19 protein-coding genes are annotated in these 20,877 nt (G+C 60.0%); 7 read left to right on the top strand and 12 right to left on the bottom strand.

Annotated features, from left to right (window positions below):
• Window positions 1-9 precede the first annotated feature (9 nt).
• The 4 genes from VEZ52_RS04350 to mqnE form a co-directional block, all read right to left on the bottom strand.
• A complete protein-coding gene (locus tag VEZ52_RS04350; RefSeq protein WP_324835698.1) occupies window positions 10-1,557 on the bottom strand; it encodes an SLC13 family permease in 1,548 nt (515 codons plus the stop codon).
• Window positions 1,558-1,855: 298 nt separating this feature from the next.
• Window positions 1,856-2,707: a menaquinone biosynthesis protein gene (locus VEZ52_RS04345; RefSeq protein WP_324835697.1), complete on the bottom strand. Its 852-nt coding sequence runs from the start codon at window positions 2,705-2,707 to the stop codon at window positions 1,856-1,858.
• 117 nt (window positions 2,708-2,824) lie between these two features.
• On the bottom strand, window positions 2,825-3,955 hold the full coding sequence (gene mqnC / locus VEZ52_RS04340) for a cyclic dehypoxanthinyl futalosine synthase (RefSeq protein WP_414649501.1): 1,131 nt from the start codon (window positions 3,953-3,955) through the stop codon (window positions 2,825-2,827).
• Window positions 3,952-5,091 carry an aminofutalosine synthase MqnE gene (mqnE, locus tag VEZ52_RS04335; protein WP_240824994.1) on the bottom strand — a complete coding sequence of 380 codons (1,140 nt, stop codon included), beginning with the start codon at window positions 5,089-5,091 and terminating at the stop codon, window positions 3,952-3,954. Before mqnE ends, mqnC begins: the two co-directional genes overlap by 4 nt.
• A gap of 84 nt (window positions 5,092-5,175) precedes the next feature.
• Here mqnE and VEZ52_RS04330 point away from each other — a divergent pair, with 84 nt between their 5' ends.
• Both VEZ52_RS04330 and VEZ52_RS04325 read left to right on the top strand, forming a co-directional pair.
• Window positions 5,176-6,021 (top strand): 1,4-dihydroxy-6-naphthoate synthase, encoded by an 846-nt coding sequence (locus VEZ52_RS04330; RefSeq protein WP_324835696.1) that lies wholly within the window; start codon window positions 5,176-5,178, stop codon window positions 6,019-6,021.
• Window positions 6,022-6,166: 145 nt separating this feature from the next.
• On the top strand, window positions 6,167-7,573 hold the full coding sequence (locus VEZ52_RS04325) for an MATE family efflux transporter (RefSeq protein WP_324835695.1): 1,407 nt from the start codon (window positions 6,167-6,169) through the stop codon (window positions 7,571-7,573).
• Between the two features lie 152 nt (window positions 7,574-7,725).
• Here the strand turns inward: VEZ52_RS04325 and VEZ52_RS04320 are convergent, their stop codons facing one another.
• The 5 genes from VEZ52_RS04320 to VEZ52_RS04300 form a co-directional block, all read right to left on the bottom strand.
• Window positions 7,726-9,309, bottom strand: a complete 1,584-nt coding sequence (locus tag VEZ52_RS04320) for a response regulator (protein WP_324835694.1) — start codon at window positions 9,307-9,309, stop codon at window positions 7,726-7,728.
• Between the two features lie 230 nt (window positions 9,310-9,539).
• Window positions 9,540-9,938, bottom strand: coding sequence for a hypothetical protein (locus VEZ52_RS04315; protein WP_324835693.1), 399 nt, complete (start codon window positions 9,936-9,938; stop codon window positions 9,540-9,542).
• Window positions 9,939-10,275: 337 nt separating this feature from the next.
• Window positions 10,276-10,890: a bifunctional nuclease family protein gene (locus tag VEZ52_RS04310; RefSeq protein ID WP_240824999.1), complete on the bottom strand. Its 615-nt coding sequence runs from the start codon at window positions 10,888-10,890 to the stop codon at window positions 10,276-10,278.
• Window positions 10,884-12,239 carry a tRNA (N6-isopentenyl adenosine(37)-C2)-methylthiotransferase MiaB gene (gene miaB, locus VEZ52_RS04305; RefSeq protein WP_324835692.1) on the bottom strand — a complete coding sequence of 452 codons (1,356 nt, stop codon included), beginning with the start codon at window positions 12,237-12,239 and terminating at the stop codon, window positions 10,884-10,886. Before miaB ends, VEZ52_RS04310 begins: the two co-directional genes overlap by 7 nt.
• 9 nt (window positions 12,240-12,248) lie before the next feature.
• Entirely contained in the window at window positions 12,249-12,623 is a 375-nt protein-coding gene (locus tag VEZ52_RS04300) for a hypothetical protein (protein ID WP_240825001.1), read from the bottom strand.
• A gap of 427 nt (window positions 12,624-13,050) precedes the next feature.
• Here VEZ52_RS04300 and VEZ52_RS04295 point away from each other — a divergent pair, with 427 nt between their 5' ends.
• Window positions 13,051-13,587 carry a hypothetical protein gene (locus tag VEZ52_RS04295; RefSeq protein ID WP_240825017.1) on the top strand — a complete coding sequence of 179 codons (537 nt, stop codon included), beginning with the start codon at window positions 13,051-13,053 and terminating at the stop codon, window positions 13,585-13,587.
• A 110-nt stretch (window positions 13,588-13,697) separates the two neighbouring features.
• Here the strand turns inward: VEZ52_RS04295 and VEZ52_RS04290 are convergent, their stop codons facing one another.
• Window positions 13,698-13,976: a DUF5334 domain-containing protein gene (locus VEZ52_RS04290; protein ID WP_324835691.1), complete on the bottom strand. Its 279-nt coding sequence runs from the start codon at window positions 13,974-13,976 to the stop codon at window positions 13,698-13,700.
• Here VEZ52_RS04290 and moaA point away from each other — a divergent pair.
• The 4 genes from moaA to VEZ52_RS04270 all read left to right on the top strand — a co-directional run bounded on the left by moaA (window position 13,975) and on the right by VEZ52_RS04270 (window position 17,431).
• Window positions 13,975-15,054, top strand: a complete 1,080-nt coding sequence (moaA, locus tag VEZ52_RS04285) for a GTP 3',8-cyclase MoaA (RefSeq protein ID WP_324835690.1) — start codon at window positions 13,975-13,977, stop codon at window positions 15,052-15,054. The two genes, VEZ52_RS04290 and moaA, sit on opposite strands and share 2 nt — an antisense overlap.
• Before the next feature lie 188 nt (window positions 15,055-15,242).
• Window positions 15,243-15,854 (top strand): Holliday junction branch migration protein RuvA, encoded by a 612-nt coding sequence (gene ruvA, locus VEZ52_RS04280; RefSeq protein ID WP_324835689.1) that lies wholly within the window; start codon window positions 15,243-15,245, stop codon window positions 15,852-15,854.
• On the top strand, window positions 15,854-16,846 hold the full coding sequence (gene ruvB / locus VEZ52_RS04275) for a Holliday junction branch migration DNA helicase RuvB (protein ID WP_324835688.1): 993 nt from the start codon (window positions 15,854-15,856) through the stop codon (window positions 16,844-16,846). The genes ruvA and ruvB overlap by 1 nt, the downstream gene beginning before the upstream one ends.
• Window positions 16,847-17,053: 207 nt before the next feature.
• Entirely contained in the window at window positions 17,054-17,431 is a 378-nt protein-coding gene (locus VEZ52_RS04270) for an ACT domain-containing protein (RefSeq protein ID WP_324835687.1), read from the top strand.
• 146 nt (window positions 17,432-17,577) lie between these two features.
• On the opposite strand, the gene VEZ52_RS04265 is transcribed toward VEZ52_RS04270, so the two are convergent.
• Entirely contained in the window at window positions 17,578-19,587 is a 2,010-nt protein-coding gene (locus tag VEZ52_RS04265) for a heavy metal translocating P-type ATPase (protein ID WP_324835686.1), read from the bottom strand.
• A gap of 15 nt (window positions 19,588-19,602) precedes the next feature.
• Complete coding sequence (locus VEZ52_RS04260) at window positions 19,603-20,121, bottom strand: metalloregulator ArsR/SmtB family transcription factor (RefSeq protein WP_324835685.1); 519 nt, start codon at window positions 20,119-20,121, stop codon at window positions 19,603-19,605.
• Window positions 20,122-20,877 lie beyond the last annotated feature (756 nt).

The following is a 20,877-nucleotide window of genomic DNA, read 5'->3' as shown; positions in this document are numbered from 1 at the left end:
TTGGGGCGATTAAAAAGGCCAGGCTGCGGCGGGGTTCCACACGGGCATGCCGAGCAGCGCGTACCAGGGGGCCATGACGCAGAGGCCGTAGGCGATGGCGATGAGCACGGCCACGGAACCCACCTTGGCGTAGTCGGCGGTGGAGAATGTTTCTGTGCTGTGCGCGATGACGGCGGCGGTGATCTGGGTGGGCAGCAGGTAGGCGAAGGTATCAGTATCGCACACCAGCATGGTAAAGGCCACAGGGTGCAGGCCAAGCTTGGGAGCCATGGCAAATACCACCGGGGCAAGCATGGCCACGGCAGCCACGTTGGAGAGCATGCCAAGGCGGATAATGTGCGTGCCCACCATCATGGTCAGCACTGTCTGCCACCAGTTCATGCCCACAACCATGCTGTGGATGTGGGCGGCAAGCCACTGCGCCACGCCAGCCTGAGTCATGGCGGTGGTCATGGTCATGGCGCCGCCCAGCAGCAAGAATGTGCCCCAGATGGTCTTTTGCTGCACGGCCTTCCACGAGCAGGGCATCATGCCGGGGGCAAACAGCACCATCATGCCAACGAGACCAATAACGCCCAGAGGCTGGCGGTGAAGTTCATAAATGAAGCTGCCCTTGCCCGTCACAAACATGAATCCGACCAGCAGGAAAATGCCCAGCAGGGTTTTTTCTGCGGTGCTCATGGGGCCAAGTTCTTTGTAGCTTTTTTCGATGGTGGCGGAGCCGCCCGCAATGGAAACGCAGTTGGTCTTGAAGTAGTAGCGCGTCCACCAGTTGGTCAGCACAAACATGCCCAGATACGGGAACTGCAGGAGCATCCAGTTGAGGAAGTTGATGTTGGTAAAGCCGTTCTTTTCAAAAATACCCACCAAGATCATGTTGGGCAGATGGGCCGTCATGATGAACATGCCGCAGATCATGGAGCCGTAGACCAGAGACTGGATGACAAGGGCCTTTTTGGCGGCGCGTTCTTCGGGCGTATCACCGAGCAGGTTGCAGATGCCCTGCACCACTGGCAGCAGGGTGGCGGCGCGGGCGTTGGCCGCAGGCACCAGAAAGCCCAGAACAATGTTCACAAAAAACATGCCCCAGATAACCCGGCATACGGACGAAGCCTTGAAGCGGGCCAGAATGCCCAGGGCGATGCGGCGGTCAAGGCCAATGAGCTGCATGACCGCTGCCACCATAAAGGCGAACAGGCAAAGCCAGATAACGTGGTCGGTGAATCCGGCAAAGATGATCGCCATGGGCGGCTTGCCGTTGTTCCAGGGCAGGGCCTGGGTGATCAGCAGCATGGTGGGAATGGAAATACCGGTCACGCCTGCGGGCATGGCCTCGCTGACCCACATGATGCTGGCCCACACCACAATGCCGAGAACGGCCATGCCATTGTGCGTCAGCCCGTCAAATGGGGGGATCACGTTCCACAGCAGAAAAAATGCAATCCATGCCAGGGCAAAACCAGTGAAAGCGCGCAGGGGGTTTTTGCCCCTATTACGAATATTTTCACAAAGATAGCCCAAAAAAGACCGCCCGGCGGCGGAAGGAACCTGTGTCATATACCTACCCCACGATAAAAGAGTGTCAGTACGCGCGTGGGCACTGACACTAGGGTAGTTTGTTCTTCCATTCCATGTGCTGGATGATAATTCGGAGAAAAATATTTTGGCCTGGCTGTAGGCTTTGCGGCAATTTTTAAGGCTGAGAAGTCCCCTGCGGGCAATGACAACTTACTGAATTACTATGTAAATATGGCAAAAAAGGAGCAGCCCGCACCCCGTGCCCCGGCTGCTCCATGCCAATTTTTCTTGCTCTGCGACAAATTTTTTCAGGTTGAAAAAAGTTCGCGGCGAAAAATTACAGTTTGAAAAACTCCAGGGCCGGGGCCTTGGCGATCATGCCCGCATCTGCCAGCATTTGATAAAAAAGGCTCAAGCCGCGCTGTTCTTCTTCTCCCAGGGTGTAGACAAGGCCCTTGCTGTAGTAGAAGGCCAGCTCCTCGCGTGAGAGGGGGCAGCCGTGGGCCGTGAGGTCAAGGATGACGTCCATGTGCTCAAGGCCCCAGTCGCGGCCCTGCCGCAGCAGCGCGCCGGGGTCGCTGGTAAAGAGCTTTGCCTCTGCGGCGGCGCGGCTGACCACCCACAGGCCGAAAATAAAGGGCAGGCCCGTCCAGTCGCGCCACGCCTCAGCCAGATCGAGACGGTGCGGATACTCGGGATGGTTGCGCAGGCGCAGGGCTTCATCGCCGATGGCCAGAAAGGCCACGGGCGGGTTTTCGCCGCGCAGGGCCGGGGTTACCTGCCCTGTGGTAAATGTGACGTTGAGCTTGAACCTGTCGCGCATGATGAGGCGCAGCAGGGCCACCGAGGTATGTGTTTCGCCGCTGATGAGGATTTCCTGTCCTTCAAGCTGGTCAAAGGGCACGCGCGAGAGCAGCAGTACGCTCATGACCGGGCCGTGGGAGCCTATGGAGAGGTCTTCCACAAGCTGGTAGCGCTCCGGGCGGCTGGCGTATTCAAAACACGAGCAGGACGAAACGTGCAGTTCGCCGCGCGCCATCATGGTGTTGAGCAGGGCTGGCGGGCCGGAAACAAGCTCGTAATCGTGGGGCAGAATGCCGGCTTCCAGCGGGTGATAGATGGGCAGTACGTTGAGATAGCCAATGCGGCCCATGCGCAGTACAGGGGGAGTTTTCTTTTGCTCGGTCATGGGGCGGAGTACCTTTTGCCAGGGGCAAAGCCGATGGGCGAAATTTGAATGTGCGGCCAAAACGCGTTTCCGGGGGCGGACCCCCGGAAACGTGGAATTAACAGTGCGTCGGAAGCCTTACACTTCAGGCTGGGGAACCACGGGCGTGTAGTCCATGGTGCGCTGCACGGGGGTAAAGCCCGCCGTGCGGATGACCTTGTGGATGTCGCTGCGGTTCATATGGAAGGAAACCCCGGCTGCGGCCACCACGTTTTCTTCAATCATCAGCGAGCCGAAGTCGTTGGCGCCGTAGAACAGGGCCAGTTGGGCCACCTGCGGCCCCATGGTCACCCACGAGGCCTGAATGTTTGCGATGTTGTCCAGCACCAGACGGGAGACTGCCAGCAGGCGCAGGTAGGCGGGCGCAGGCAGCGGGTCAACGTCAATGCGCGTGTGCGCTGGCTGGAATGTCCAGGGGATAAAGGCCGTGAAGCCGTGGGTGCGGTCCTGCACTTCGCGCACGGCAAAGAGGTGATCCAGCCTGTGAGCGGGTTCTTCCTCATGACCGAACATCATGGTGGCGGTGGTGCGCAGGCCCAGCTTGTGGGCTTCTTCCATGACACCGAGCCACTGCTCGGCAGTGCATTTGTTGGGCGAAACCTGGGCACGCACTCCTGTGTGCAGAATCTCCGCGCCGCCGCCGGGCAGGGAGTGCAGGCCAGCTTCCTTCAGGCGGCGCAGCACTTCCGTTACGGAAAGGCCGAATTTCTCGGCCCAGAAGAAAATCTCCGGCGGCGAAAAAGCGTGGATGTGCAACTGCGGCCATGTGGCCCGCATCCAGCGCAGCAGATCTTCGTACCATTCCAGCGGCAGGTCGGGGTGGTGCCCGCCCTGGAGCAGCACCTGGGTGCCGCCGAGGGCAAGAGTCTCCTCGATTTTTTGCGCCATTTCGTCTCGGCTGATGACGTAGCCGCCTTCCTGATCTGGCGCGCGGAAAAAGGCGCAGAAGCGGCAGGCGCACATGCACACGTTGGAATAGTTGATGTTGCGGTCGCCCACATAGGTGACAATGGGTTCCGGGTGCAGACGCAGACGCATGGCGTGGGCCAGTTGGGCAAGCGTGTGCAGGCTGGCCTTGTAGTACAGGGCTTCGGCGGCGGCGCGGTCAAGGCGCTGACCGCTGGCGGCAAGCGCTGCGGCTTGGCGCACGTCTTCAAATTCTGCGCCCTGTTCGTCAAAGGGGCTGTGCGCGGGGAAAAACGTAGTCACTGGCGCGCCTCCGTGGATTCGTCGTTCAGGGTATTGAAGGTGGCGTTGCGCCGCACCGGGGTAAAGCCCGATTCGCGGATGAGATGCTCAAGTTCCTCAATGGTCATGCCCTGGGCAGACTGCGCGCCCGCCATGTGACCGATGCGCTCTTCAATGATGGTGCCGTCCAGATCGTCTGCGCCGTACCACAGGGCCACGGGGGCCAGCTTGGGGGCCATCATGATCCAGTAGGCCTTGAGGTGGGGGATGTTGTCGAGCATGAGGCGCGAAACAGCCACCGTGCGCAATTGATCCAGCCCGCGCTGGGGGCCGACCTTGTCTTCCGGTAGCTTGAGGCGGCTGTGATCCGTAAGGAAGGGCAGGGGAATAAAACAGGTAAAGCCGCCGCTCTTGTCCTGCTGCTCGCGCAGTCGGCAGAGGTGGTCGATACGGTGTTCGTATGATTCGATATGCCCGAACAGCATGGTGCAGTTGGTGGCAATGCCAAGGCTGTGGGCCTCGCCCTGAATGCGCAGCCATGCCTTGGCATCGGCCTTGTGCGGGCAGATCTGCGGGCGCAGCTCTTCATCAAAAATTTCCGCGCCGCCGCCGGGCATCATCACAAGGCCCGCGTTCTGCAAGCGCTTGAGCACCTCAAGGGTGCTGATGCCTTCAAGACGCGCAAAATGTTCAATTTCTACGGCCGTAAAGGCCTTGACCGGCAGGTTGGGGTTGAAGGCCCGCACCGCGCGGATCATGTCTTCAAACCAGGCAAGAGGGCGCGTGGGGTGGCAGCCGCCCACAATGTGCAGCTCGTCCAGATGCAGGGGGGTCGCGTCTGCGGCGCGCAGGCGGGCCAGCACGTCATCAAGGCTCATGGCAAATGCGCCCGGCTCGTCCTCCCTGTCGCGGCGGAAGGCGCAAAAGGTGCAGCCGTTGACGCACACATTGGTATAGTTGATCTGCCGGTTGACCACATAAAAGGCCTTGTGGCCGTGCAGGCGGCAGCGCACGTGCAGCGCAAGAGCGCCCACGGCGGTAATGTCGGGGCAGTTGAACAGTGTCAGCCCGTCTTCGGGCGAAAGCCGCTCCCCGGAGAGCACCTTTTCGCGGATAGACGAAAGGCCCAGTGCGGCGTAGTATGTTGCGTCTAGCATATCTGAATCCTGTGCATGGATTGGGGGCAAAATGCCGCTCGCAGATTAAGCCCCGCCGCCGCACACTGTCAACGTGAGGAAAAAATGTCTGCCTTGCCGCCGCCAAATCTGTCATTCGGTCTTTCGCCCTGCCCCAACGATACCTATATTTTTCATGCCATGCTGCACGGGCTGGTGCCTGTTCCCGCGCCCATCACACCGCATATGGCCGATGTGGAAGAACTGAACAATCTTGCCCGGCAAAAGGCGCTGGACGTCACCAAGATGTCGCTTGGCGCAACCACAGAAATCATGCAGGATTATGCCCTGCTGTCTTCTGGCGCGGCGCTTGGCTGGGGCTGCGGCCCCCTTGTGGTGGCGCGCAAAAACCTCAGGCCCGAAGACTGGCGCAATGCCACTGTGGCGGTGCCCGGCCTGCTGACCACGGCCAACCTGCTGCTGACCCTGCATGGCGGTTTTCAGGGGCCGCGCAAGGAGATGCTGTTCAGCGACGTCATGTCCGCCGTGAGCAATGGCGAGGCTGATCTTGGTCTGATCATCCATGAGGGGCGTTTCACCTACGCCCGGCAGGGGCTTGTAAAACTGCTTGATCTGGGGCAGTGGTGGGAGGCGGAATTTTCGCTGCCGCTGCCGCTGGGCGCCATTGCCGTGCGGCGCGACCTGCCCATACCCCTTGCCCGGCGCGTGCAGAATACCATTACTGCCAGCCTGGCTTACGCCAACGCGCACCCTGATGATTCGCGCGAATTTATCCGTTCGCATGCGCAGGAAATGGAAGAAAGCGTCACCAGCGCCCACATCAAGACCTTTGTGACGGATTTCAGCCTTGATCTCGGCCCTGCGGGGCGTGCGGCCATTGAATCCCTTGTGGGCCGGGCTGCGGATATCATGGGCAAGACGCTGCCTTCTGAAGGGCTGTTTTTGCGTTAGCGATCAGGGCAAACCCTGCCCGTAACCCTTTGCCTCCCCATGTTTCGCGCGTTGCGGCGCGGACGGAACACGTTTTACCCCGGACTCTTCCGGCTTGCTCTGGCGCTGGCTCTGACGCCCGCCATGGATCACCTGCGAGAACCCTATGTTTGAAAAAATATTCTCCCTTTCCGAGGCCCGCCGTTTTTATGCGGTGGGGCTGCCCATCTTCATTGCCCAGCTTTCGCAAACGGGCATGACCTTTGCCGATACTGCCATGAGCGGGCTTTACAGCGCCCAGGCTCTGGCCGCTGTGGCCGTTGCGGGTTCCATATGGGCCCCTGTGGCCCTGCTTGGCATTGGCTGCCTGCTGGCGCTCTCTCCCTTAAGCGCGCAACTGGTGGGTTCCGGGCGGCCTGACCGCGCGGCGCATCTGCTGCGGCAGGGCCTGTGGCTGACCCTTGGCCTGAGCGTTGTGCTGGTGAGCTTTTATTACGCAGTCTCGTTCCATCTGGAGCTTTTTGGGCTTGAGCCCGCGCTTGCAGACATGGCAGGGGCGTACCTGCGCGCCATCATGTGGGGTTTGCCGGGTTTTCTGCTTTTTGTGAACCTACGCAGCTTTCTTGAGGGCTTTTCCCGCACTCGCCCCGCCATGGTCATAGGCCTGCTCGGGCTGGCGCTCAACGTTCCCTGCAACTATGTATTCATTTACGGCAAGTTCGGCTTGCCGGAGCTTGGCGGGGTGGGCTGCGGCGTGGCCTCTGCCATCAGCTTCTGGTTTATGGGCCTGTGCATGCTGTATTATCTGCGCCGCGACCCGCAGTATAAATGCCTGGGGCCGCTGTTTGCGCCCCTGTTCCGTGGCGGCAGCGCAGAAGAGCCGCGCTTTGACGGGGCGCTGGTCTTGCGGGTGTTCCGCATTGGCTTTCCCGGTGCGCTGGCCCTGTTTTTTGAAGTTTCGCTCTTTGCCCTCAGCGCCATTTTGCTGGCCCCTCTGGGGACGGTCATGGTGGCTGGGCATCAGATTGCCCTTAACTTCGGGGCACTGGTGTTCATGGTGCCGCTTTCCATCAGCATGACGGCCACAATTCGCGTTGGCCGTTACCTTGGGGCGCAGCAGGCCGAGCGCGCCAAAATCGTGGCCCGCACGGCCCTGACGCTGAGCGTTGTTTTTGCGCTGCTCATTGCTACGCTTACAGTGCTTTTCCGTCATAGCATCGTGGCCATTTATACCGAGGATGCGGCGGTGGCCGCCCTGGCCATGCAACTCCTGCTTTATCAGGCCGCCTACCAGATTGTGGACGGCTTGCAGGTGACGGGCATAGGCATTCTGCGCGGGCATAATGATACGCGGATTATTTCTGTCATCTGCTTTGCAGCCTACTGGATTATCGGCCTGCCGCTGGGTTTTGCCCTGGCGCGTACAAACCTTCTCGTTCCCTCAATGGGGGCGGCGGGCTTTTGGATTGCCTACATCGTGGCCCTGGGATTCGGGGCGGCATGTTACCTCTGGCGGGTGCGGCATCTGCACTCGCTTACAACCGAAGACATGCTCCAGCGCGTGAAGCGTTAGAGCGGTACCATCGCGTTATCCCGACCGCGTCAGAAAGCTTTTTTCTGTTCGGGCACTGGTATGAGCGTAAAAAGAGGCGCAGGCGGGCTTTGCCCGCCTGCGCCTCTTCAATACTGGCTACGCTGCTGAGGAATACCGTCAGGGCATTTGCTCTATTTGCGGAAGGCCTGCTTCCAGGTAAATTTTACTATGGACATCATGTCCGTGAGGCTGCTCTTGCCGCCAATCAGGCTTCCGGAGCTCTTGCCGCGCGCGAGCGGATCAAGCAACGGCGGGATGGGGGTATTGCCTGAAATGGCAGGCTGCGCATCCTGCGTGGTGCGGGTGTTCTGCGTTGACTGGGCTGCGCCCTCGTGCTCGCCCCACAAGGAGATGACTGGCGAGGAGGCACCCTGCCCGGCGCGCAGAGCACCGGATCTGGCGGCAGAACCTTGCTGGGAGGACATGTCCGGTTCGTCCTCATCGGCAAGGGCAATGCCAATTTGCCCGCGTTGCCGCGCGGCAGTAATGGGCGCGCGCTGAGGGTCTGCACCTGCGGCCTGCGCCTGATTTGTTTGTGCCTGACCCATTTGCGCCTGACCCACCTGCATCAGAGGGTCATTTGCCCATTCTGCGGGCGCGCCTTCCGCGTCCCCACGCTCCCTGGAGGCCTGTCGGCCTGCCCGCCACTGACGTTCTGCCGCGTCTTCAAGCTTTTTGGCCTCGGCCTCGCGGGTCAGGGTTTCAAGCGTGGTGCGGATTTCTGCGCTCAAGGCTTCGGCGTCAGCGCCCAGAGCCTGTTCAAGGCAGGCTTCCATGCTTTTCAGCATGTCGTCCGGGGTATCTGTTGCAAGGCATATCTGCGCCATGCGCTCGCTGATCTGCTCTCTGGGGGTAATTTCATACCCCTGAGCCAAAATTCCTGCTGCAAAATCAAAGTTGCCCTGGCGTATCTGCTGCAAGGCCTCGGACAAAAACGGGCTTCGCGCTGTAGGATCTTCCTGAAGCATGCGGGCATAAACAGCGCGGGCGCGGTTCCACTGCCGCGCGCGCACGAAAGTGGCTGCCGCCAGCGAAAGATAGTGGCGGTAGCGGGCCATGTCGCCCTTGCCCTTCCACGCCGCAGCCATGCCCAACTCCGCCTTGCCCTGAATAAGCGCGCCGCGCATGGCTCGCTGGAAGGCATTGATGGCGCTGTTCCATTTGCGCTGTTCAAGGCACTGCATGCCCACGCGAAAATAGTCTTCAGGCTGGCGAATGGGCTTGAGCAGGATGCCGTAGGTGGCCACGGCTTCATCAAAGGCTTTGGTGTCGGCAAGGTGGGCGGCTTTTTCCAGATCTTCAAGCGAAGAACGCGAGTTGGCCAAAAAATCGAGATGGGCCTTGAGCTGACTGAAGGAGTAGGGCCTTGATATGAGGGCGCTTGCGCCGCAGCCGAGGGTGCGGAGCTGCTCCACCTCGCTGTCGTGAGGCAGAATCAGCAGAACGGGCATGTCGAGCAGCAGGGGGTGCAGACGCAAAATGGCGCAAAACTGTTCGCCGTCCATATCAGAAAGGCGCTGCGAGCAGATGACCACATCGGGCTTGAAAGAAGGGGGAAATTCGTCAAGGCCAGCCAGCATGCGGGCTGCCGCCACGCCGGAGGTCAGACCTTCAATGCGGTCAACCCCGACTTCGCGCAGTGCGCGTCTGTCCAGAGCGGCCATTGATTCGCTTTCGCTGAGAAGAAGAACATGGATCTGCCGTGGGCGAGTCATGCTTGTCCTTGTCGGAATACCCAGTTGAAAAGCTGCCGGCAGGAAGGGCAGGCAGTGGCTTCCGTAAATGCACTATACCCGCTGGAGCGGGCTTGCGCAAGAAAACTGGGCCGTGAAATTTGATGAATGCCTGTCGCGAATGAGCGTAATAGCTTGTGCCTCCATAAAAAAACACCTTGCCGCTGGTTGTGGCGGCAAGGTGTTTGTGTGTCTGATCTGTCAGAACCAGCCTAATTGGCAAAGGGTATTATGCGCGCTCGTTGCTGCTCATCCGCGCTGCCGCAGAATTCCGGCGGGCAGGAGAGCACCGCGTGGCAGTAGGGGCAGTGCAGCGTGCCATCTGCCCGTTCAAGGCGGATGAGGCCGCCCTCGTTTTCGTAGCAGCGCGGGCAGAACGGCCCAAGATTGATATCCTTGGCCTTGAGCCAGTAGAGGCCGTTGCGGCGGAACAGGTTGCTGGCAAGCTCAACGACCTCTTCAAGGGTCTTCAGGCGGGTCTGCAACAGGTTGAGCTCATCGTGCAGGGCGATGCTGCGCGATTGCACTTCCATGAGCAGGCGGCGGGCCTGTTCGACATGCCCGGAGGCAAAAAGGTCGTTAATTTCTTTGAATAGTCGATAGTGCAGCATGGTTCGCTTCCCCATTGCTGCTAATAATCGGAGCAAGACGCTATATCTTTAGGGATCTGAAATCGGCTATTGGCGCGGGCTGAAAAAAATTATTCATGATTTTAGCCAGTTGGTGCGGCATTTTTTATTTAGAATATTTTTAGAGTTCAGGAAAAGCCCTGAATTTGTCGGGCGCAGGGCGTGGCCGTACCCGCTCCGGTATGCCCGCAAGGACTGCCGTATCGTCTCTGAAAAGCGCTGCCTGCGCGAAAAATGGGAAAAACAGAGGATGCCCAAACCCACGCGCACATCCATGCAATGCGGGTGTGGTAAAGATAAAGAGAATCGTTGCGCCCGGTTACATCTTTCGGCGTGAAATCGGATCAAGCGAACGCAGCATCTCGCGGTATCGGGTTTCTTCATCCGCAGAGAGGGAGGGGGGCAGCTCGCCGTGGCGCAGCAGGGCACCGCCCAGCATATCCGCCTCTTTTTGAGCGCCGACGCGGCGCACCATGTCTGTGGCGGCATCAGGGATCGGCGTGGTAACTTCCACGGCAGTGCTTTGTTCCGCCCGTTGTTGCTCCTCGGCAGAAAGGCGCAGTACTTCCTCTTCCACAAGAATGGGTGCCCCTGCGCGCATGGCCAGGGCAATGGCGTCCGAGGGGCGGCAGTCCACTCGCGTTCTGCCTTCCGGGCCGGAAAGCACAAGCACCGCGTAGAAGGTGCCTTCGCGCAGGTCGTTGATCTCCACGCGCCGCAGCTCGGCCTTGAAGGCTTTGAGCGTCATGAGAAAAAGGTCGTGCGTGAGCGGACGGGGCAGGTTTTCGTTGTTGAGCACCAGAGAAATGGCCATGGCCTCCATGGCTCCCACCCAGACGGGCAGTACTGCATCTCCGCTGGCTTCGCGCAACACCACGATGGGCGTTTTGCTCTGCGGGTCGATGGTGAGGCCGAAAACGCGCATTTCTACCATGGTTCCCCCAATCGTTGGGCCATGAGGCTGTGCTTCTTGGCCTCTGTAATGCTCGCTCGCACCATGCGGCCCGTGTGATCCACTTGCGGCGGCAGCTCCACATGCACGGGCGCGCCGTAGGGGTCGCGGCCTTGCCAGCTTGGCTCCGGCCCCTGGCCTTCCTTGGGGCTGCGATTTTCGATCAGCAGGGTGGTTTCGCCCCCCACCCGCTGCTGCAACCAGCGCGCGCCAAGTTCGTCCTGAAGGGCCTGGAGGCGCAACAGCCTGTCCTGGGCCACATCGGCGGGGATTTTGTCGGGGAACAGCGAGGCCCGCGTTCCCGGCCTGTCGGAGTAGCAAAAGGAGAAGCTGGACATGAAGTTGCTGGCGCGCATCATCTGCAGCGTGTCCTGAAAATCTTGTTCGCTTTCGCCGGGAAAGCCCACAATAAGATCAGTGGAGAGGGCCAGATCGGGTCGGGCGGCGCGCAGGCGCTCCACCAGATCAAGAAAGGCCGCGCTGTCGTAGCGGCGTTTCATGCGGGCCAGCACCGCGTCCGAGCCTGCCTGCATGGGCAGATGCAGGCGGGGGCAGAGCTGGGGCAGCTCCGCAAAGGCGGCGACATCTTCCGGCCCCATATCCTTGGGGTGCGGGGTAACGTAGCGCAGGCGCTCAAGGCCCGGCAGGGCGGCAACCTTGCGCAGCAGAGCGGCAAAGCTCGTGCCGTCGCCGCTTTTATCCTGCCCGAAGGCGTTGACGTTCTGCCCAAGCAGGGTGATTTCCCGCGCGCCGTTGTCGATCAGCGCCTTGCATTCGTCAAGAATGGCCGTGCTGCTGCGCGATTTCTGGCGGCCCCGGGTGAAGGGCACAATGCAGTAGGCGCAGAAGTTGTCGCAACCCTGCATGATATTGGCATAGGCTACGGAACCGCTGACCACGCCGGGTTCGGTTGTGCCCTCGCGCTCCACATACTGGCTTGTAAAATCGAGCAGGGAGAGGCTCTGGGCGGGATTTTCCAGCAGGCGCTCGATGGCCTGCGGGGCATTGCCTATGCCGTCGCTGCCCGCCACAAGGCGCACCTGGCTTTCTTTTTCAAAGATACTTTCGCCAAGCTGCTGGGCCACGCATCCGGCCACGCATACCAGCACGGCCGGGTTGCCGCCCGAAACCTGACGGATGCGCCCAAGCGTGCTCATAACTTTTTGTTCCGGCTTTTCACGCACGGAACAGGTATTGACCACCACCACCTGCGCGTCTTCAAGCGGCGCTTCAAAAAAACCGCGAGCGCCGAGCGCACGCCCCAGCCAATGGGAGTCGTGCACGTTCATCTGACAGCCAAAAGTGATGATATGGTAGGTCTTTTCAATCATGATCTTGTATTACTGCTCAATGTCCAGGTCTGCATCGTACATGCCATGCGCGCCTTCTTCTTCAAGGGCGGCCACGCGGTCTTCAAGCCAGTCAAGCACGGCGCGGGCCGTGTGGTAGTTGAGCAGCACGCGGCTGTGGATGCAGCGGTTCACTTCGCGCGCGTCCATTTCGCCGGGGGTCATTTCGTGGCCGATGGAGCCGTCGGGGGCCACCAGCTGCTCAGAGAAAGCGGGCAGGGCATCGCTTTCGTGATAAAAATTCATCTCGATCTCGCCCTGCGGATTTATGCCGCCCCAAACGCCGTGGGCTGTTTGCAGTCTTGCGTTTTCATCCATCTGATATTTATAGCGGATCTTTGCGGGGTGGTCACTGGGCTTGTTCATGCGGCATCCTTGTGGTGTGTGGTATCAGAAGCCTGGCCGCAGGCTGAGGCTCCGTTTGCAACGACATCAGCTGTGCGGCAATTGCATATGATAAAAAAGAGGCCCTGCCAAGTAAAGGCAACATGCTCCCCACGCTGCGGGCGGCATTGTTTTGTATGGATCATGCCCGGTCAGCCCGCTGTATAAAATTTGGAGCGAAAGAATCAAATCACCGCAAAAGGCAGCGCCAGCCCCGCTCTGCGGCTCGTGCAACAGCCTTGCTGCGGCAAACATGCTCTTGACGATGTGCCTTGCATGGATAGAATATCTGCTGCGGCTCATAAGCACGGTCAGGCGCGGCAGCGCGCGGGCTAATCAGGCAATGAGCATCCAAGGAGAACAAGTGAGCGAGGCAAGCAGCAAACCGTATGAAATCCGGCGGCATGAAATGCAGCCCTACTTTGATCTGGAAGCCTTCATGTCCATGAGCAAGGAAACGCGCCTTGGCGGTGCGATTCTTGAACGTCTTGTGGGCCTGTGGGGCGAATGGCTGCCGCAACTGAACGTCTGTGAGATTGCGGCTGGCAAAATTTCGTATCTGGCTGTCTGGCTGCCGGAAGAAGTGGAAAATTTTGTGGATGAAGCCTGGGGCAAATCTGCCTCTGACGGCTTTATGATCAACAACCTTGCCCAGTTTATGTGCATGGCCGCCGTGCAGGAAGCCCTGCCCCAGGTGGAAGACGCCGGTTGCGCGCCTTCGCCGCGCCCCACGGAAACGCTGCGCGAGGCGCTGGCCTCGTTGGGCATTGAATACCGCGAGGCGTTCGGCACCCTTACGCGCCGTTATGCTGTTGTGACGCATTACCCCTTCAAGGGCGGCTGCGAAATTTGTCATCTCCAGGCCCAGTGTCCCAAGGGGCAGGGTCAGGCTGAAAGCCCGAGCATTCTTTTGCCGGGGCATGAGGCCGATTCGGGCGATAACTAAGTGCTGGAACGGGCGGCTGTTTCTGAAAATGCCGTTTCTGCTCCCGGCTGCGCGCCGCAAAGCGCGATCAACAGCCACGCGGGGCACAAAATGCTTTTCGGCAACAGCCGCTAACGGCCTTCCATCACAAGGGTGCGGGATACCCCGGCAGGAGTGCGCACCACAAGTTCCACAGTGCGGGCATTGCGGGCAACCGATTCAACGAGGCAGGTTTCCGTGGCGTCCTTGTCATAGTTGCGCACGTCCACCGTGTCGCCCTTGGAGGGAACACGGTCGGGGATGACCTCGACAAGGTCGGCGGAATCGGCGTCAAAGCCGTCCCAGGCCAGCGCGGGTATGGTCATGCAAAGGCAGCCCAGCAGGGCGGCTCCGAATAGCAGGTGTTTCATGCAAGCATGTGTAAATCCATTTGCCCCTCTTGGCAACTGTGCCGCCCCCGGTGAAGAACTCGCGCCACTGGCGCATCCTGCCCCCCTGTGCGACGGCCACGGCCGCGTGGTGCGGTATCTGCGCCTTTCCGTCACTGACCGCTGCAATCTGCGCTGCGCCTATTGCCGCAGCGAGATAAACCAGAAGTTCATTCCGCACCCCAAGGTGCTGCGCTATGAAGAAATGGCGCGCCTTGTGGGCATGATGGCCGCGCTGGGCGTTTCAAAGGTGCGGCTTACCGGGGGCGAACCCTTTGCCCGCAAGGGCTGCGACGAACTGCTGCATCTGCTGCATACGCGCTACCCATCCCTTGATCTGCGCCTGACCACCAACGGCACCCTGCTTGAGCCGCACATTCCGCTGCTGCGCTCGGTGGGCGTGAGCGCCGTAAATCTTTCCCTCGACAGCTTTGACCGAGAAACCTTTGCCAGAGTGACCGGGCGCGACCTGCTGCCCGCTGTTCTCGCCTCGCTGGACGGGCTGCTGCAAGCGGGCATTCGCGTAAAAATCAACGCTGTCGCCATGCGCGGCGTCAATGACGGGCAGATGGACGATTTTGTTCATGCTGTGCGCACCATGCCCGTTGATCTGCGCTTTATCGAATTTATGCCCATGGGCAGCGGCACCCTCTGGGGGCCGGAGACGTTCTGGTCTGCCGCAGACATCCGGGCCGAGGCCGAGCGCCGTGTGCGCCTTGATCCCGTGCAGGACAGCAGCGCGGAGGCTGGCCCCGCCAAGATGTTTGCCGTGCAGGGAGGCAAGGGCCGCATGGGCTTTATCACCGCAGTATCCTGTCATTTCTGCGGCACGTGCAACCGGCTGCGGCTCACCAGCGACGGCAATCTGCGCACCTGCCTGTTTGACGACAGGGAATATCACTTGCGGGGGCTTCTGCGTAATCCGCGTTTTGATGACGAACATCTGGCCCGCGTGGTTCGCCTGGCCTGTGCTGGCAAACCCATTGGGGCCGATCTGCTCAAGGCCCGCAAAAAAGGCTCCGCCGTGGCAGACAAACAGATGGTGGGCATTGGCGGTTGATTGCCACTCAGGTGTTGCAGCCGTGAGACCTGAGTTCCCTTGCCGTTGCGCCTTTTGCCCGTTGACATGCGGCACGGCAGCGGGAAGTTTCAAGGCGGCAGCGCCGCACACGGCAAGCGCCATTTGAAACCCTTCGTCTTTCAGTCTATGCTCTGGCGGTAGCAACCTTTACTTCTCGCAAGGAATCCATGATCGCCTATCTTGAAGGCCGCCTGGCCGAAATATGGGGCAATGCCTGCCTGATCGTCACCGAAGGAGGCGTGGGGTACGAAGTGGCCCTGCCCGCCCACACGCTTGCCAGCCTGCCCGGCAGAGGGGAAGCCCTGGCGCTGTACACCAGCCTTGCCGTGCGTGAAGACGCGCTGGAACTTTTTGGTTTTGCCACCTTTGAAGAACGCCAGACTTTTGAAGTGCTGGTTTCCATCTCCAAGGTGGGCGCGCGCACGGCCCTTGGCATCCTTTCCATCTTTCGTCCTGACGACCTGCGCCGGGTTGTGTTTGAGGATGACGTGCTGGCCCTTACCCGCGTTTCGGGCATTGGCAAGAAAACCGCCGAGCATGTGTTTCTTGAGCTGAAATACAAGCTCAAGGTCGAGGACGCCCCGCAGGCGGCAGCGCTGACCACGGGGGTGCGGCCCGGTTCCGTGTTCCGCGACGTGCTGGACGGTCTGGGCAATCTTGGCTACGAGCCGGACGAATGCGCGCCTCTGGTCAAAAAACTGCTGCACGAAGAGCCTGATCTGGATGTGACCGGCGCACTGCGCGCCACACTCAAGGCCCTCGCCAAGGGGAAGGTCTGATGACCGATCTTGCGAATCCGTGCGTTGCGGAGTGCACCACAGGCATTGACGAAAGCGTACGCCCGCACAGCCTTGACGACTTTATCGGGCAGGATGAACTGCGCGCCAATCTGCGCGTGTATCTGGGCGCTGCGCGCGAGCGCGGCAAGGCTCTGGATCACACGCTTTTTTACGGCAATCCGGGGCTTGGCAAAACCACGCTGGCGCAGATCATGGCCTCCGAGCTGGGGGTCAATCTTATCTGCACGTCCGGGCCGGTGCTTGAGCGCAGCGGCGACCTTGCCGCCATCCTCACCAATCTGAACCGGCACGACATCCTTTTTGTGGACGAAATCCACCGCATGCCCATTGCCGTGGAAGAAGTGCTGTATCCCGCCATGGAAGATTTCAAGCTCGATCTGGTCATCGGGCAGGGGCCTGCGGCGCGCACGGTCAAGATTGACCTTGAACCCTTCACCCTTGTGGGTGCGACCACGCGTATGGGGCTGATATCCTCGCCCCTGCGTGACCGATTCGGCATTGTGGCGCGGCTGGAATATTACAGCCCGGACGACCTTGCCCGCGTGGTGCAGCGCACGGCGCGCATCCTGGGTGTGGAGGTTTCCACTGACGGCGCTGCGGAAATTGGTCGCCGTTCGCGCGGCACGCCCCGCATTGCCAACCGCCTGTTGCGCCGGGTGCGCGATTTTGCCCTGGTGCACGGCAACGGTACGGTCACGGGCGATCAGGCATCGGCGGCGCTCAAGCGCATGGACGTGGACGAGCTGGGGCTGGATCAGATGGACCGCAAGCTGCTTGAAGTGCTCATCAAACACTATGACGGCGGCCCGGTGGGCATCAAAACCCTGGCCGTGGCCTGCTCGGAAGAAGTGCGAACCATTGAGGATATTTACGAGCCCTATCTTATCCAGTGCGGCTTTTTAAAGCGCACCCCGCGTGGGCGCATGGCAACAGCTTTGGCCTACAGGCACTTGAACATGCTGCTTTCCTAGACCAGATTAACTTTGAAATGCTTCACATTTCAAAGTTGTCATTCTGCCCCAAAATGCGATTCTCGGCAGAATCCACGCCATGTTGTGGCGCGCTGCACTCTCGTGCAGTGTTAGAGCATTTAACCTTTTTCAAGGCTGAAATGCTCTGGGTGTACGATCTGCCCGGCCAGTTTTTTACACCGATCTGAATGAAAAGGCGGAGAAAGCATGCTCTTGCAAGTAATTGAAGGAAAATTCAGCGTCTGCAAGGTGGAAAACCTGCGCGCCGTCAATTTTCATGTGCCGTGGCTGTTTGTGGGCAAAACTGATGCGGAAATTTCGGTGGTCTGCCTGACTGCGGACGTTCCCCACGCCACACTGGCGCGGGAGGACGGCTGGCGCGCACTGCGCGTAGCTGGGCAGATGGATTTTGGCCTTACCGGCGTGATGGCGGGCTTGTCGACCACGCTGGCGCAGGTGGATATCAGCATTTTTGCCGTGTCCACCTTTGATACGGACTATATATTGATGAAGGCTGAAAAGCTTGCTCCGGCTATTGAGGCTTTGGAGGCGGGCGGTTACACCGTGGAGCGCCCTGCCGTGTAAAGGGTTTGCAGCCGCAGCAGGATGCCGGATTTGTTTTTTGAGAAGATGTGCCTGCCAGTGGCGCAGAGGCGTAGCGCGGAACAGGGCAGGGCAGAATATAAAAATCGGGGGAAGGGGCTTCGCGGCCTCTTCCCCCGATTTGCTTGCTACACGTCTATCTTGCCAGCGCGGGTCGCGTTGAGCACGGCCATGAGGGCCACGCCCACATCGGCAAACACGGCTTCCCACAGGCCGGAGAGCCCCACGATGCCCAACGCCATGAACAATCCCTTGATGCCCAAGGCCATAACAATATTCTGCCAGACAATGGTGCGCGTGCGGCGCGCTATGCGCAGCAGCTCCGGCAGGCGGGCGGGATTGTCGTCCAGAATGACCACGTCTGCGGTTTCAATGGCGGCTTCCGCGCCCAGACCACCCATGGCCACGCCCACGCCTGCCGTTGCCAGCACCGGGGCATCGTTGATGCCGTCGCCCACAAAGATTGTGTTCTTCACCGGGCCAAGGGCTTCAAGCGCTCCGGCCTTGTCTTCGGGCAGCAGGTCTGCGCGCAGGATGTCCAGCTTCAGGCGTTGTGCCACGGGGCGGGCCTGTTCTTCCCTGTCGCCCGTAAGCATGGCGATAGTCTGGATGCCGAGGCGGCGCAATTCCTGAATGGCTTCGGGCGACTGCAGCTTGATGCGGTCTGCCACCACCAGCGCGCCCAGCAGCTTGCCGCCCTTGGCGACCTGCACCACGCTGCCTGGCATGCTGACATCCATGGGCGCAATGCCACGGCTTGTGAGCAGGGCGGCATTGCCTGCCAGAAGTTCATGGCCGTCAGCAGCGGCAGCCACGCCCATGCCGGGGATTTCTTCCATGCCAGTAAGCGAAGCATCATCAACAGCAATGCCTTCCTGCTGTGCGGCGCGCATGACGGAGCGGGCAATGGGGTGGTTGGAGCGGCTCTCCGCCAGCGCGGCGGCGGCCAGCAGATCATTGGGGGCAACGCCTGCGGCGGGCAGCACGGCGTTTACTTCAAACACGCCTTCAGTGAGGGTACCGGTCTTGTCCAGCGCAGCCACGCGGATGTCGCGCAGGTTGTCGAGCACCGCGCCGCCCTTGATAAGGATGCCCCGGCGCGAAGCCGCGCCAATGCCGCCAAAGTATCCCAGCGGAATGGAAATGAGCAGGGCGCAGGGGCAGGAAATGACCAGCAGCACCAGGGCGCGGTAAATCCACTGAGAGAAGGGGCCAAGCCCGAACAGAGGGGGCAGCACCGCCACCAGAAAGGCAATGCCCGTCACTGCGGGGGTGTACCAGCGGGCCATGCGGGTGATGAAGCGTTCCGTAGGGGCCTTGCGGGCCACGGCGTTTTCGACCATTTCCAGAATGCGGGCAATGGAGGAGTCGGCAAAGGCCGTTGTCACTTCGACCCGAAGGGCCGCGTTCAGATTGATGGTGCCAGCGAGTACCCTGCTTCCGGGGGCAATGCGCTGGGGTACGGATTCGCCCGTAAGCGGGGAGGTGTCCACCTGCGAATCACCCTCAAGCACGGTGCCGTCCAACGGGATCTTTTCGCCGGGGCGCACAAGGATATGACTGCCGGGGCCAAGGGCTTCGGGTTCCACATCGCGTGTGGCGCCGTTGTCCAGCATCTCGTGGGCAATGCTGGGCCGCGCAGCCAGCAGGGCCTTGACCGAACGGCGCGAACGCCCCGCCGCGCGCTCCTGCACAAATTCACCCACGCAATAAAAGAGCATGACGCCAACCGCCTCGGGGAGTTGCCCAAGGGCTATGGCCGCGATGGTTGCGCCGCCCATCAGCGTAAATTCGTTGAAAAAGTCCTTCTTCAGGATGCTTTGCGCCCCGATGCGCAGTACGTCGAAGCCGCACAAGACGTATGGCAGGGCGTAGAAGATGCCAATGACCAGCCAGTTGGGCATGACCTCGGCGAGACGTTCATCCGCGACCATACCAATGGCGAAAAGCACGGCGGAGATAGCCATGATGGCGATTTCACGCTTTTCATGGTCATGTCCGTGTTCATGGTCGTGACTGTGATCCTGGCAGCATGCGCAGCCGTGATCGTGGTCGTCTGCCTCTGGCTGAGGGGCGGCCGGGGCGCATGCGGCGCAGCATGCCTTCATGGGCAAGGGGTTAAGCTTGGTGGATTCCATTCAAATCTCCTGACGTTATGCTGGGGTGCCTGCGGTTTGCGCGGCATCGTCTTCTGTGTCGTCGGCCTGATCGGCAGGCACGGGAATATGCTTCTGTTTGAAGAATTCATGGATGCTGGTGTTGTGCGAAATGCCCGGCAAGGCGGCTTCGTCCTGTGCGATTTGGGGGCAGTCTGCAAGCTCGCGAATAGTCAGCGCAAGCGCATCACGCACGCAGTCTGTGGGGTCTTGCGGCAGGCGGTAGTAAACCCAGCGGCCATTCTTGATGCTCTCGATCAAGCGCGCCTGACGCAGGATAAAGAGGTGTTTGGAGGTGGTAGACGCCGCGAGCCCAAGGAGCGTTGTTATTTCGCAAACGCACAAAGGGCGCATGCGTAGGGCCATGAGGATGCGCAGGCGATTTTCGTCGCCAAGAGCGCGGATAGCGGAAATGTAGCTGAGCATATGTACTCCGGTGGACATGATGGAGGTGGATGTCTTTTTCATTTCGTTGTGTGACGAAATATAAGAAGCGGGACGGATGAAGTCAATCATATTTCGCCACATGACGAAATGTTGGTTGGTACATCTATATATAGAAGACAGCGAGTGGATGGCTTACTTGGGCAGATTCGGGGTGTGCCTTCACGGTGGCCGGGCAGCGGTTGGTCTGTGTCATGAGAAAGCGGCGCACTGAGCGGCGATGGGTGGGGCTGTTGGTGGGGAATGTCAGGGGGGAGGTGTGATGGGGCCGGTAGGAGGCGTGTGGGTAGCTCCCATGAAATTGGCTCTGGCCGGGGTTTTGCTAGAATATCTGTGTAAAAATGGTTTTTATGTTGACACGGAAGGTGTGTTTGCTTAAAGTGCTTTTCTCGCGTCACGGGATCGACACATTGGGTCGCGGCGAATTTCGCCAAGATGTAAATAAGTGATTGACTTGTGGGACGAGGGGGAGCATAACCGCTCCTCGCGATTGAAGAAAACGACTGGCTCCACGGTGAAGCGAAAGTTTCACGAAACGGAAAAAAGTTGTTGACTTCGAAAGCAGAGGGGAGCATAAACACTCCTCGCGATTGAAGAAAACGACTCGGCTCCACGGTGAAACGAAAGTTTCACGAAACGGAAAAAAGTTGTTGACTTCGAAAGCAAAGGGGAGCATAAACGCTCCTCGCGCCTTGAGAAAAACGACTGACGGTCGCAGCGAAAAACTTTCGCGAAACGGAAAAAAGTTGTTGACTCGGGGAACGAAAGAGGGCATAAACGCTCCTCGCGCCAAGCGGCAACGAGCCGGGCTGGCGGGCCGAAGAGGCC

Source organism: Desulfovibrio sp., from assembly GCF_035644575.1.
Lineage (GTDB): Bacteria > Desulfobacterota > Desulfovibrionia > Desulfovibrionales > Desulfovibrionaceae > Desulfovibrio.
This window is presented reverse-complemented; position numbering and strand designations above follow the sequence as displayed.